Below are 12,536 nucleotides of genomic sequence, written 5' to 3' on the forward strand. Positions count from 1 at the left end.
TTCTCACAAGGTCTTTCATGGGGAATGGTTACGCTAGAAACCATTCTCCATGAAAGAGCAGAGCAACCGAAGGGCGGTAGCCAAAAACCTCTCTTATTTTAGTGTCCGTTTTATTGACAGAAGTACCAAGCCGCTCTAAAAGAAGAGGGATCCGCTCAACATGAGAGAAGAGCCGCTTCTAAAAAAAGAAGCCTGCTCACCCCGGGAGAAGTTTCGCTCCAAAATAAGAGAAACTCGCTCAAACCGGGAGAACAACCGATCCAAAAAAGTCAGACTTCGTTAAACTCTAAAAAGAGCTAACTTAAAGAAATATTTAATAAGGAAGTGTGTCGTTATGCCATTGCATATCGTTTTATATCAACCAGAAATACCAGCCAATACGGGGAATATTGCACGTACCTGTGCGGGTACTAATACATCGCTCCATTTAATTCGTCCGCTAGGTTTTTCTACGGATGATAAAATGCTGAAACGAGCGGGCTTAGATTATTGGCATAGTGTAAATATTGTCTATCATGATTCACTTGAGGATTTTATAGAGTACTCTAAAAACGGAGATGTTTATTTAATCGAAACATACAGTGATGAGCCGTTTACGAAAAATGATTTTAGTAATCAAGACCGAGATATTTATTTTATGTTCGGAAAAGAAACTACAGGTTTGCCGAAGGACTTTGCTTATGAACGCCGAGATATGTGCTTACGTATTCCACAAAGTGATCATGTGCGATCACTTAATTTGTCCAATACGGCTGCGATTGTTATCTATGAGGCATTACGTCAACAAGGATATCCAAGTTTACATTAAAAAGCAGTTCTCCGCTTGTGAGAACTGCTTTTTTCATTCTATAACTTTAATAATATAACATTTCCCGCAGGATCCTCTGTTTGGAACCCTCCGACGATTTCTGTAACAGGTGCACCTATACCACGAAGATTATCTATCATAGTTGCCGCTTGTTCTTCGTTATCTAAACGTAATGAGAACGTTTTTAAGCCAACTTGATTTTCTCCAAGCTTTGGTGCATTCTCTGAGTGCCAAGTATTTAAACCGATATGATGATGGTAACGGCCTGTAGAAATAAATAATGCTTGGGACCCATAGCGTGTGACAATATCATAACCTAATCCCTTTGTATAAAATTGCTCAGCTTCAGCCAAGTTGGAGACCGATAAATGAATATGACCCATTACTGTGCCAGCAGGCAGACCAAGCCAGTTTCCATCGCCCTCTTCTAAAATAGAACGAATATTGAGTGGTTCTGTCACCATATGCACCTGATTGTTATGCCATGCCCATTCACTTTCAGGACGATCTGAATAAATCTCGATTCCATTATGATCAGGATCATTTAAATAGAGTGCTTCACTTACAGCATGATCAGAAGCCCCAAGATAAACACTTTTTTCGCGAAAATGAGAAATGACATTAGCTAAGTCACGTCGACTGGGTAATAATAGGGCGAAGTGATAAAGTCCTGTCGTCATGCTAAGCTTATCTTCCAAGGTTTTAGGCTGAACTATAGTTAATAGAGCTGTTTCACCATCGGCAGTTAACGTAGCTTTATGTGAATCTTGTTGTAACACTTTAAAGCCAATAATTTCTTGATAAAAGGTTAAAGAGCGGTGTAAATCACTCACTTTTATTTCAACATTCGTTACATATGTGTTAGGTTTTTCATGAAAATGCATATAGAATACCTCCAAATAGTTATCTTTCTTCATTAAGTTACTTTATGTAAGTTAGTTTATTTTAAAAATAAAGGAAAGTCAAGTATTTCTATTGTTCCACAAAAAAAGAAAATCACTAAGCTTTTCTAAAAGCTTAGTGATTTTCTTGAACTATTATTTGTCAGCTTTGTAGTCGCCTTCGTATCCAGCAGTGAAAATAGCTGTTAAGAAAGCAACTGTTACACCAATGATTAATAATAATTTCATGGAAGTAACCCTCCTCATGTTATAAAGAAATCTCTTTTTAGTATAGCCTATCTACTTTAAAAATGAAACGACATAGCAGAATAAAATATGTCAGAAATGGTTCAAACAGCTTGATATCGGGAAAACTAAAAGTGAGGTGATCAGTATGGAAAAAAAGGTGCCAAATATTGAAAACGGGACAATGGTGAGAGATATGAAAGAATTAAAAGATTTGGGCAAGCAGATGGAGCATTTACGTGATGGTCTAGAGCTTGCGGAGGATGAGCGAATCGCTGATCCAATTCAATTGGAAGATGTTGAACAGAAGAAAAAGTAGTTTATAAACCAGCCGCTTTATTTTTCTTAAATCCAATTTTTTGTATAATGGAACTAGGATAAGAAAGGGGTTGTGCTTTTTGAATTTACAATCAACGAAAACATTATCAAATGGTGTAGAAATGCCTCGTTTTGGCTTAGGTGTTTACAAAATGACAGAACGTGAGGAAACATTACAGGCTATTGATAAAGCACTTCAATACGGTTATCGAGCTATTGACACAGCATCCTTATATGGGAATGAGGTAGAGGTAGGAGAAGCTATTCGTCATTCAGGCATTCGTCGTGAAGATATTTTTGTTACAACAAAAGTATGGAATAATGACCAAGGATATGATGCAACATTACGTGCTTTTGAGGTTTCGCTAAAGAATTTAAATATGGATTACCTAGATTTATATTTAACACATTGGGCTGTCCCTGAAACATTTGAAGAAACATATCGAGCTATTGAGCGCCTTTACGATGAAAAATTAATTCGCGCAACAGGTGTATCGAATCATCATGAGCATCATTTAGAAAGAATATTGGCTAAGGCAAATACTGCACCAATGGTTAATCAAGTGGAGGTACACCCATATTTACAACAGAAGCCATTAAGCGCATTTTGTAGTGAGCATCAAATTGCTGTTACTGCATGGTCTCCACTAGGACGTGGTGGTGTACTTGCTGATCCTACCATTATTGAGATTGGGAAAGAAATCGATAAAACCCCTGCTCAGGTGGTACTGCGTTGGCATTTACAAAATGATACACTCGTTATTCCCAAATCCGTAACACTGAGCCGAATTGAGGAAAACGCACAGATTTTTGATTTTGAATTAACCCAAGATCAAATGGAGAAAATGGCAACATTAAATCGTAACCAACGATTTGGACAAGATCCTGATCATTTTAAATTTGATTTTTAAAAAAGAGTAAATCCCGCACTCCAATAGAGGCGGGATTTTTCTTATTGCTCGTCCTTGACAATAATACGTTGATTTAAAAAAGGATGGTCAAATTCTAATTGAATGGCATGCAGTTCGTAGTCATCATTTGCTGTTTCTCGTGCACCATACATTGTATCTCCAATAATTGGATGGCCGATATAGGCTAAATGCACACGAATCTGATGTGTTCGCCCAGTCTCAAGTATGAGATGAACGACACAGGAATTTTTGTAACGTGCCACCACTTCATAGTGTGTTACAGCATGCTGTCCAGTTTTGGACACAACACGTCTTGTGGCATGGTGTCGGTCTTTGCCAATTGGTTCAGCAATCGTTCCCGAAGACGTTCGTAAATTACCTTGCACCTCTGCTGCATACGTACGAATAATGGTTTTTTCTTCAATCATTCGATCGAAAATGGACTTTGCTAAAGGGTGCTTTGCTACTAGTAATAGGCCCTGTGTCCCTTTATCAAGACGATGAACATGTTCAGCATAAATTCCACCTTGTTCTTTGATATGTGCCATAACATGGTTCATACATGTATGTGTATCACGAGCATCATTAGGATGTGTTGCCATACCTTTTGGCTTCGATACGATTAAACAATGGTCATCCTCATAGACTACATCAATAGCACATACAGGTGTTGGTTTGTAGCTAGAAGTTGGAACAGGAAACGTAAATTTGATTATTGTTCCAGTTTGTAAAGGTGTATTCCATTGAATCAGCTCATCATTTGCCAATGTGATGGCTTTGGCCATACGCAATTCATGAACGAGTTTTTTACCAAGTCGCCACTGATTACGTAGCAATTCTTCCACACTTAAGTTATCTTCAGCAATTTCATAATGAAACATAGATCTTCCTCCGTAGAAAAAACCGTATTCCAAAGGTAGAACACGGTCTTCCGATTATTTTGCAGCTTTAGAAGCTTTTATTAAATAAAAGCTTGCCCCTGCGATTAAAATAAATGCAGTTAATGCTAAAAACGGAATAGTAATAAAGCCTAACCAATTAATATATTGTCCTGTACAAGAAACTGCGCCACAGGAGGGAGCATTTTCAGCTAAAAAGCTAAGCTTTTGAATTCCGTAATGATAAAGTGAAATACAGCCGCCAATCACAGAAAATACAGCTGTTGTGACAGCAATACGCGCATTTTTTTGTATAAATGCTACTGTCGTCATAATAACAATTGGGTACATAAAAATACGTTGAATCCAACATAATTTACAAGGTTCATAATGACGAATCTCAGAAAAATATAATGAACCTAACGTTGCTATAGCAGAAACAATCCAAATAAATAATAAGCCATTTTCTTCTTTTTTAGACATATTCAATCTTCCCTTCATAAACCATGTCCTTGTTCGATTATAGTGGTTCTAGTTTTATATGTAAATCAACTTACACAAAATAAGGTATATGATGAATTTCAGTCTAAAGTATGAACGGTGGAAGCAGACGCTTTCAATAGCTTAATGGTATCATTAACAATAGTAATGCTAAAGAAGAGGTGTGTTTTCGTGAGGGAGAATGAGCATTCCAATATCAGTATTTTAAAAGAAATTGCTGAACTATTAAATGAAGAAACTGAAATTGTCACAATGCTAAAAGGTGCGCTCATCAAGTTTTTAAATGGCACCAATTTTGAAACAGGTTGGATTTTTTTTATTGATGCAAAGGGGCGTTCAGAACTTGTTGTCCATGAAAATCTACCAGAGGCATTGGAATATAACAATTGCCATTATTTAAAAAAGGGCGGTTGTTGGTGTGTATCGCGTTATCGTAATGAAGAGCTAAAAAAAGCCTCTAATATTATCGAGTGTCAGCGTATTGAAAGTGCCATAGCCGCAAATGTTGGGGATCATGAAGGCATCACGCATCATGCGACAGTACCCCTTCAATCTGGACAAGAACGTTTTGGCGTATTAAATGTCGCATCTAAGGATACAGTGCGCTTTTCAGAGGAGGAGCTTGCTTTATTAGAATCAGTTGCCTTTCAGATGGGTTCAGCTATTAAGCGAATTTTACTGACAAAGCAGGAGCAGGAAATGGCACTTGTGAAGGAACGTAATCGCCTAGCCCGTGATTTACACGATTCAGTCAATCAACTACTCTTCTCGGTTACGTTAACAGCTAGGGCTGGCATTGAAATGACGGATGATTACGAAGTGAAAGAAACATTTAAAGAAATTCAGCATTTAACACAAGACGCACTTACAGAGATGCGTGCGTTAATTTGGCAATTGCGACCTAAAGGATTAGAAAATGGTTTACTTGAGGCCATGAAAGTATACGCTGAAATGCTTGGCTTAAAACTACATGTTACAGTTTCAGGCGTATTGCAATTTCCCTCACGTATTGAAGAAACATTATTTCGCGTAGCCCAAGAGGCGTTAAATAATGTACGTCGCCATGCAGGTGTATTAGAGGCAGCATTGTATATTACTGTTACATCAACAGATATTTTGTTGGTTATTCGTGATGAGGGGCGAGGCTTTGTCATTGACAATAATACAAAGTTGCTTTCGATGGGCTTACAATCTATCAAGGATCGTGCAAAATCAGTGGGTGGAACTGCCGACTGGGTAAGTGAAATTGGCAAAGGTACGGAGCTGCTAATCCGCTTGCCATATTAAGGGGGAGAGGACATGATACGTGTATTAATTGCAGACGATCATCACGTGGTACGTAGAGGACTACTGTTTTTTTTAAAGACACAAAAGGATATTGAGGTTGTTGGAGAGGCAAAAAACGGGCACGAAGCTGTTGCATTGGCAGAAAGCATTCAACCAGATATTATCTTAATGGATTTAGTCATGCCTGAAATGGATGGCATTCAGGCGACTAAACGCATCAAAGCGAAGTTTCCACAAATAGAAATTTTAATGCTTACTAGCTTTTCTGATCGGGATCATGTGGTTCCAGCAATGGAGGCAGGAGCGGCAGGCTATCAGTTAAAAGATATTGAGCCAGATGAATTGGTTTTATCCATTCGTCGTATTATGCGTGGTGAAAACACTCTACATCCTGAAGCAACGACAACGCTTGAAATGGATCGTCAGGAGTCTCAGAATGCACCCCATTTATTAAATCCGCTGACACCTCGTGAGCAGGATGTGCTAGCAGAGCTTACAAAAGGAAAGAGTAATCGGGAAATTGCATCCTCACTCTTTGTCACAGAAAAAACAGTGAAAACCCATATTTCGAATATTTTTACAAAACTTCAAGTACAAGACCGTACACAGGCAGCGCTGTATGCTGTTAAGCACGGGCTAACTGAAGGTAGTGGGATGTAAATAAACGGCGAGCTTCTACTCACATAGAAGCACTCGCCGTTTTTTACATTATTTATGTTGAACAAATAATTTTTTAGATATCTCTAATAATGTAGAACTTGGCGTTAGTGCTAAATCTTCCTCTAGTTTTTGTGTATATGTTTGAAAAATTTTGAGTGCCTGTTCATGAAGCCCTGCCTGTATTAACGTATATAAATAGTGCTCAAGTTTTTGTTCATTATAGGGATCATACTCTATTAATGCATGTAAAAATTCCATAGCTCTTTCAGTATCTGAAAAGACCGTTGTTTGAAACCCTTTTTCTAATAGCTCTATGTATGATTTCATTAATTTATCTTTATAGGCAGTTGACCATTCATAATCATCAAAAACAAATAAGCCATTCTTATAAATAGAAAGACATTGATTGATCAAAGAAATAGAGGGAAATTCAAGTCTTGAAAAATCTTCATGAAGTTTTTGAAAATCGTATAAATCACATACGATATTTGGCTTTTCAAAGATATAGTATTTATTTGAAAAGACAATACAGTTTTCGTAGCCAATTGTATTTAGCGTTTTCCTTAAATAAGATAGAGCTGTATGAAGATTTGATTTGGCCCGTACATAATCTAAATCTGGCCATAGAATTTCAATTAAATAATCTCGATGAATCGGTATATTTGGATGCAAAATAAAATAAGCAAACAATTCTTTTGTCTTTTCTGTTTTAAATGCCACTAAACTATTGTTACTATAGACGGCAAATTGATCGAAGCATTGTACATTTAATACAGTTTGTGTAGCTTGTTGAAGCATTTGCTGAATTGAAAATTCATGCTCAATACGGGCTACAGTTTTTTCTAAACGTGCATGACTGATAGGCTTTAATACATAGTCGAGACTGCCAATTTCATAGGCTTGTAATGCAAATTCATGATAGGAGGTAATGAAAATTACACTGACTTGTGGACGTTCCGTTTTGATAATATCAGCAACTTCAAGTCCTGATAATTCTTGAAGTTTTACTTCTAAAAAGATAGCCTCAAATTCCATAGTTGGTAGTTCATTCAGAAATACTTCTACGCTTGTAAAGGTTTGAATCACCTGAATTTGTTGAAAGGCATGTAGTTTATTTTGAAAATAATGTAAAGCTAACGGTTCATTGTCTATTAAAACGGCTCGAATCACATCAAACTCTCCTTTATACAATTAAATTAAAAACATTAAACTCTAGTTCATTTTGGGTGAAAAGGCTTCCTATATATAGTGAAGGGCAAGAAAAGTGAAAATCACTCAATATTAAAAATTTGATGCCAGAAAAAAGCAATTTATGTTGTAGTTCTTTCACGGGTGAGAGTCAATGAATCCCGATGTGTTTGTCATATCGCGTCAAATCCATTCAAAGAAAATTTCGCCGTTCATTATATAGAAGATAAAAGTTTTTTATGTTGTGTTAAGAGAATTGAAATAATTGCTTAGGCGTTAAAATCAAACTATTCTTATACAAAAATGAAACAACATAGTATTGTTAATGAAAGTTGTATATGGGCATAAGCCTTCTTTTTTCTTTTATTGTTAAAATAGTATAATTGTTGTAACAATAATTAGGCGTTATTATAGTACATTTGTCTTAAAAAATACTCAAAAAGTACTTAAAAAATACTTAAAAAGATAGGTTATTAATTAAAATAGCAGTATATATAGGAATAATGGGATGGCAAGAAAGGAGATTTTACCATGAAATTAGAGAGACTTCTAACCATGACTATGATATTAATCAACCGTAAAAAGGTTAAGGCACAGGAATTAGCAGAGTTATTTAATGTTTCGATTCGTACCATTTATCGAGATATTGAAACATTGAGCTGTGCTGGTGTACCTGTTATTAGTCAGCAAGGCGTAAACGGTGGCATTAGTTTAATCGATGGTTATCGCGTTGATAAGCAAGTTTTGACGAAGGATGAGCTCACGTCGCTTTCTATTGCGATTAAAAGTGCTTTGACTACCTATGAAGATTCCCACGCTGAAGCAGTGCTCGAGAAAATAACGAGTATTGCTGATGATCATGTAAAACAATCAATGGACCATCTATTTGTTGATCTTAGTCCATGGGGACCAAATGCTCTCTTTAAAGAGCATATTACGATGCTTAAGACAGCTATAGAGAATAATCGTTGTATAAGCTTTCATTATTCTACTACTTATGGTGAGCAGACAAGCCGAATAGTCGAACCACATACAATTGTTCAAAAAGGGAAGATGTGGTATTTGTATGGCTATTGTACATTAAGAAAGGACTTTCGTTTATTTAAGCTTGCGAGAATGAAACATTTGTTTCAAGCTGATTCTACCTTCGAGCGTAAGGAAGTGAATTTAAGTGAACTCCCTTGGGGTAAAGAATGGCATCGACCGCAAAACGTAGTCGATTTGGTCATTTCTTTTGATAAAGACATTACAACATTGGTGGAGGAATCCTTTGGTGCAGAACATATAGACCATGAACAATCTATGATTCATATATCTATACCCGAAGATGAATGGCTTTATGGATTCTTGTTAAGCTTTGGGCACCGCATTAAAATTATGGCACCACTTTATATAAGAGATATCATTCAAAAACGAGCTTTAGAAATTGTTCAATTATATAAAAATCTAGATAATTGATGACAGACAGTTGTCAGGTTTCCTTTGCTATAGTAAGTACAAATAAAGCGAAAGGTGGAATGACGATGCAAAGATATTGTCAAAGCTGTGGTATGCCTTTAGTAGAAGAGGCATTATTGGGTACTGAAAAAGAAGGGGAAAAAAGTCAGGATTATTGTACATATTGTTACGAGGGAGGCGAGTTTAAACAACCCCAGTTAACAGTAGACGAAATGATTGAAATTTGTGTACCGCATCTTATGCAAGATGGTATGCCAGAAAATGAGGCACGTAATATGCTGACTTCCTTTTTGCCAAATTTAAAGCGATGGAGAAAAAGTGAGTGGCGGGAACCAAAAATAGTTGAATTAAACGCATTTAAAATCGTAGGTATTTCAACTCAAACAAGTAATGCCAATGAAATAACAGAGCAAGCTAAAATTCCGCAATTATGGGATCACTTTTATCAGCAAAATATTACGGACCAAATAGCCGAGCAAAAAAATGGTCATGTCTATGGTTTGTATTCAGACTATGAGACGGATGTGAATGGTAATTATACTCTTACACTCGGAGTAGAAGTAAATAATGATGACATTCAAACCGATTTAGTAGTAAAAATGATTCCAGCAGCTAAGTATCTAGTTTTTACATCTGATAAAGGCGTGATGCCTGAAGTTGTCATTCAAACTTGGCAAGAGATTTGGGCATGGTTTGCAAATTCTAAAGTTGAACGAACATATACAGGCGACTTTGAACTGTATGATGAACGATGCGCTAATCCACATGATTCACAAGTGGATATTTATATAGCTATTAAATAAAAAAAGTCTCCTACCCAATCAATTGGTAGGAGACTTATCTTTGTTTTGTGGAGGAATGATATGTGGCTCAATATGCACAAGAACTTGACAAAAGCGATTTTCACGCATAATGGTATGTTCGATTTCTTCGGTTATGCGATGACTTTCAAAGACATTTAAATAAGGATCTACTGTGACAGTTACGTCGATGAAGTACATATTGCCATGGGCACGTCCTTTAAAGTCTAAAAGTTCCATTACCCCGTCCACGTTACGGATTAAGACCGATAACGTTTCAACTTCATCAATATCAAATGCATCTGTAAGACTTTGAACAGCTTCCCAAAAAATTTCTACTGCTGTTTTAATAATTAAAAAGGCAACAATGAGAGCTGTCAGTGAATCAATGATTGGAAAGCCGAAAATGGCTCCAAAAATACCAATGGCTGTCCCGATGCTGACAAGTGCATCAGAACGATTGTCAAAGGCAGCTGCTTTAACAGCGGCGCTTTTAATTTTTTTAGATAGTGCCAAATTATAGCGGTAAACCACATACATGACAACTGCACTACCCATTGCTACATAGGCAGTTAACAGTGAGGGTGTCGTACCAGTGGGCTCCCATAAGCTTTTTAAGGAACTAACTAATACTTGGAGACCGACAACAAGCATAATGAACGATGCGACTAAAGAGGCAACAGTCTCAGCTCGTAAATGCCCGTATTGATGGTTGGAATCAGGTGGTCTTTGGGCAATGCGTAAACCAACCAGTACTGCGATGGAAGCAATGATATCAGTTGTGTTATTTAAACCATCTGCTTTTAAGGCCTCAGATGTACCAATGTAGCCTATTGTAAGCTTAGCAGAGCTTAGGATTAGATATGTACCAATGGATAGCCATGCACCTTTTTCCCCTTGACGTAAATTTGTATAGAGCTCCATTTTGTTTCCTCCTCGCAAAACTTTCGGACATTAGAAAACGACCCCCTTTTAAAAAGGGAGTCGTTTTCATCTATTTATTACGGTCGTTGCTCCCACCTATATAAGGTGTGAAGAAAAGACCATATTTATAGCCTGGATTATACAAGCGTGCTTCTAATAGTACCACGACAAGTATGGCAATTCAAATCAATTTTAGTCAATGACCGCGTCATATTCATTTGATAAATCACTGTTAGGTAATTTCAGAACTTCTAAGTATAAAATATGGTGACCATCTAATTCTTTTGCGATAAATTCAAAACCTTGCTCTTGAATACTGTCACCTTCGACCGCATCAAAACGCTTCGTCATGAACCAACCACCGATAGTATCAATATCATCATCTTCTATGTCAGTACCAAGCATATCATTTACATTTTCAAGAAGCATCTTAGCATCTAAAATAAAATGATTTTCTGCAATTTCTTGTACTTCCGGGATTTCGTCTTCATCAAATTCATCTTGAATATCGCCGACAATTTCCTCAATAATATCTTCAATCGTCACTAAACCAGATGTTCCGCCATATTCATCCATTAAAATGGCCATATGAATACGTTCACGTTGAATTTTTAGTAATAGATCGTTAATTTGCGTTGTTTCCATCACTCGAATAATAGGCTGCATATAATCAATGACAGGCTTATCACCATTTTTAGGATCTTTAATGTAAGCGGTTAATAAATGCTTCATGTTAACTAAGCCAATAATATGATCTTTATCTCCATCCAGAATTGGATAACGAGTATATTGCTCAACACCCATTAAATCAAACACTTCTTTAATTGTTAGCTCTTTTTCTATGCCGACAATTTCAGTTCGAGGAACCATAATTTCTTTTGCAAGACGATCAGAGAACTCGAAAATACTGTTAACATATTCATATTCTGAGTTATTAATTTCTCCACCTTTTAAACTATCCGATAAAATCATACGCAGCTCTTCCTCTGTATGAGCCACTTCTGATTCTGACATCATCTTTAAGCCAAAAAGACCTGTTAAACCACGGGCAGAGCCATTTAATAGCTTAATGATGGGATACGTAATATTGTGGAAGATAATTAATGGGCCAGAAAAGTTTAATGTGACAAATTCTGCTTTTTGGATGGCTAATGTTTTTGGCGCCAATTCCCCAATAACAACATGCATAAACGTAACGATTGAGAATGCAAGTATGAATGAAAGGATAGATGTAATACTACCATTCAAATTTAGAAATTCAAACACTGGGTGCAAAATGATTTCAAATGTAGGTTCACCTAACCAACCTAAACCAAGTGCAGTGATGGTAATACCTAGCTGGCATGCAGATAAGTACTCATCTAAATCTGAAACAACACGTTTTGCATTTTTCGCTTTTTTATGCCCTTCCGCGAGCAATTGATCAATGCGGGTAGATCTCACTTTTACGATTGCAAATTCAGTTGCAACGAAAAATCCAGTCATTATAATTAGTAGGGCGAATGCCGCCAACCTAATGGTTATCTCCAATATGTCTCCGTCCAAATAATTCCTTTGTTCCCGCCCGAATGAGGGAAGTAAACAAAGTGTACACCTCCTATGATTTAAAAAATTGTTGGATGTTTCAATCATAAATTATTTAAAAGAAAAACACAAATATTGACAACAACTTTTTC

The 12,536-nt window shown here is 36.7% G+C and carries 13 protein-coding genes; 7 read left to right on the forward strand and 6 right to left on the reverse strand.

Features of this window, described 5'->3' with window-relative positions:
• The first annotated feature begins 334 nt into the window (after nucleotides 1–334).
• On the forward strand, nucleotides 335–808 hold the full coding sequence (gene trmL, locus RCJ95_RS04285; protein WP_446721940.1) for a tRNA (uridine(34)/cytosine(34)/5-carboxymethylaminomethyluridine(34)-2'-O)-methyltransferase TrmL: 474 nt from the start codon (nucleotides 335–337) through the stop codon (nucleotides 806–808).
• A gap of 38 nt (nucleotides 809–846) precedes the next feature.
• On the opposite strand, the gene RCJ95_RS04290 is transcribed toward trmL, so the two are convergent.
• Nucleotides 847–1,692, reverse strand: a complete 846-nt coding sequence (locus RCJ95_RS04290) for a VOC family protein (RefSeq protein ID WP_446721941.1) — start codon at nucleotides 1,690–1,692, stop codon at nucleotides 847–849.
• 391 nt (nucleotides 1,693–2,083) lie between these two features.
• Between RCJ95_RS04290 and RCJ95_RS04295 the strand changes: the two genes are divergently transcribed.
• Both RCJ95_RS04295 and RCJ95_RS04300 read left to right on the forward strand, forming a co-directional pair.
• The gene (locus RCJ95_RS04295; protein ID WP_004230831.1) at nucleotides 2,084–2,254 is read left to right on the forward strand and encodes a hypothetical protein; all 171 of its coding nucleotides are present in this window, start codon (nucleotides 2,084–2,086) and stop codon (nucleotides 2,252–2,254) included.
• Between the two features lie 79 nt (nucleotides 2,255–2,333).
• On the forward strand, nucleotides 2,334–3,164 hold the full coding sequence (locus tag RCJ95_RS04300; RefSeq protein WP_274770204.1) for an aldo/keto reductase: 831 nt from the start codon (nucleotides 2,334–2,336) through the stop codon (nucleotides 3,162–3,164).
• Nucleotides 3,165–3,205: 41 nt separating this feature from the next.
• Here RCJ95_RS04300 and RCJ95_RS04305 read toward each other — a convergent pair whose 3' ends face one another.
• Together RCJ95_RS04305 and RCJ95_RS04310 are read right to left on the reverse strand one after the other, a co-directional pair.
• Nucleotides 3,206–4,045 carry an RluA family pseudouridine synthase gene (locus RCJ95_RS04305; RefSeq protein WP_221681114.1) on the reverse strand — a complete coding sequence of 280 codons (840 nt, stop codon included), beginning with the start codon at nucleotides 4,043–4,045 and terminating at the stop codon, nucleotides 3,206–3,208.
• A gap of 54 nt (nucleotides 4,046–4,099) precedes the next feature.
• Nucleotides 4,100–4,525: a disulfide formation protein C gene (locus RCJ95_RS04310; RefSeq protein WP_221681116.1), complete on the reverse strand. Its 426-nt coding sequence runs from the start codon at nucleotides 4,523–4,525 to the stop codon at nucleotides 4,100–4,102.
• A gap of 189 nt (nucleotides 4,526–4,714) precedes the next feature.
• Between RCJ95_RS04310 and RCJ95_RS04315 the strand changes: the two genes are divergently transcribed.
• The gene (locus tag RCJ95_RS04315; RefSeq protein WP_004230825.1) at nucleotides 4,715–5,830 is read left to right on the forward strand and encodes a GAF domain-containing sensor histidine kinase; all 1,116 of its coding nucleotides are present in this window, start codon (nucleotides 4,715–4,717) and stop codon (nucleotides 5,828–5,830) included.
• Between the two features lie 12 nt (nucleotides 5,831–5,842).
• Nucleotides 5,843–6,490, forward strand: coding sequence for a response regulator (locus tag RCJ95_RS04320; RefSeq protein WP_004230823.1), 648 nt, complete (start codon nucleotides 5,843–5,845; stop codon nucleotides 6,488–6,490).
• Nucleotides 6,491–6,538: 48 nt separating this feature from the next.
• Here the strand turns inward: RCJ95_RS04320 and RCJ95_RS04325 are convergent, their stop codons facing one another.
• Entirely contained in the window at nucleotides 6,539–7,660 is a 1,122-nt protein-coding gene (locus tag RCJ95_RS04325; protein WP_221681117.1) for a response regulator, read from the reverse strand.
• A gap of 549 nt (nucleotides 7,661–8,209) precedes the next feature.
• Here RCJ95_RS04325 and RCJ95_RS04330 point away from each other — a divergent pair.
• Entirely contained in the window at nucleotides 8,210–9,136 is a 927-nt protein-coding gene (locus RCJ95_RS04330) for a helix-turn-helix transcriptional regulator (RefSeq protein WP_221681119.1), read from the forward strand.
• A 65-nt stretch (nucleotides 9,137–9,201) separates the two neighbouring features.
• The gene (locus tag RCJ95_RS04335) at nucleotides 9,202–9,939 is read left to right on the forward strand and encodes an effector binding domain-containing protein (RefSeq protein ID WP_221681124.1); all 738 of its coding nucleotides are present in this window, start codon (nucleotides 9,202–9,204) and stop codon (nucleotides 9,937–9,939) included.
• A gap of 18 nt (nucleotides 9,940–9,957) precedes the next feature.
• Here RCJ95_RS04335 and RCJ95_RS04340 read toward each other — a convergent pair whose 3' ends face one another.
• Both RCJ95_RS04340 and RCJ95_RS04345 read right to left on the reverse strand, forming a co-directional pair.
• Nucleotides 9,958–10,860, reverse strand: coding sequence for a cation diffusion facilitator family transporter (locus tag RCJ95_RS04340; RefSeq protein ID WP_221681126.1), 903 nt, complete (start codon nucleotides 10,858–10,860; stop codon nucleotides 9,958–9,960).
• Nucleotides 10,861–11,052: 192 nt separating this feature from the next.
• On the reverse strand, nucleotides 11,053–12,372 hold the full coding sequence (locus RCJ95_RS04345; RefSeq protein WP_221681392.1) for a hemolysin family protein: 1,320 nt from the start codon (nucleotides 12,370–12,372) through the stop codon (nucleotides 11,053–11,055).
• Nucleotides 12,373–12,536: the final 164 nt, after the last annotated feature.

The sequence above is a fragment of the Lysinibacillus sp. BSL11 genome, from assembly GCF_052928325.1.

Excerpts from the sequence above, each read along its gene's own strand:
- trmL (WP_446721940.1), top strand. The coding sequence starts at position 335 with ATGCCATTGCATATCGTTTTATATCAACCAGAAATACCAGCCAATACG.
- RCJ95_RS04290 (WP_446721941.1), bottom strand. The coding sequence starts at position 1,692 with ATGCATTTTCATGAAAAACCTAACACATATGTAACGAATGTTGAAATA.
- RCJ95_RS04295 (WP_004230831.1), top strand. The coding sequence starts at position 2,084 with ATGGAAAAAAAGGTGCCAAATATTGAAAACGGGACAATGGTGAGAGAT.
- RCJ95_RS04305 (WP_221681114.1), bottom strand. The coding sequence starts at position 4,045 with ATGTTTCATTATGAAATTGCTGAAGATAACTTAAGTGTGGAAGAATTG.
- RCJ95_RS04310 (WP_221681116.1), bottom strand. The coding sequence starts at position 4,525 with ATGTCTAAAAAAGAAGAAAATGGCTTATTATTTATTTGGATTGTTTCT.
- RCJ95_RS04320 (WP_004230823.1), top strand. The coding sequence starts at position 5,843 with ATGATACGTGTATTAATTGCAGACGATCATCACGTGGTACGTAGAGGA.
- RCJ95_RS04330 (WP_221681119.1), top strand. The coding sequence starts at position 8,210 with ATGAAATTAGAGAGACTTCTAACCATGACTATGATATTAATCAACCGT.
- RCJ95_RS04335 (WP_221681124.1), top strand. The coding sequence starts at position 9,202 with ATGCAAAGATATTGTCAAAGCTGTGGTATGCCTTTAGTAGAAGAGGCA.
- RCJ95_RS04340 (WP_221681126.1), bottom strand. The coding sequence starts at position 10,860 with ATGGAGCTCTATACAAATTTACGTCAAGGGGAAAAAGGTGCATGGCTA.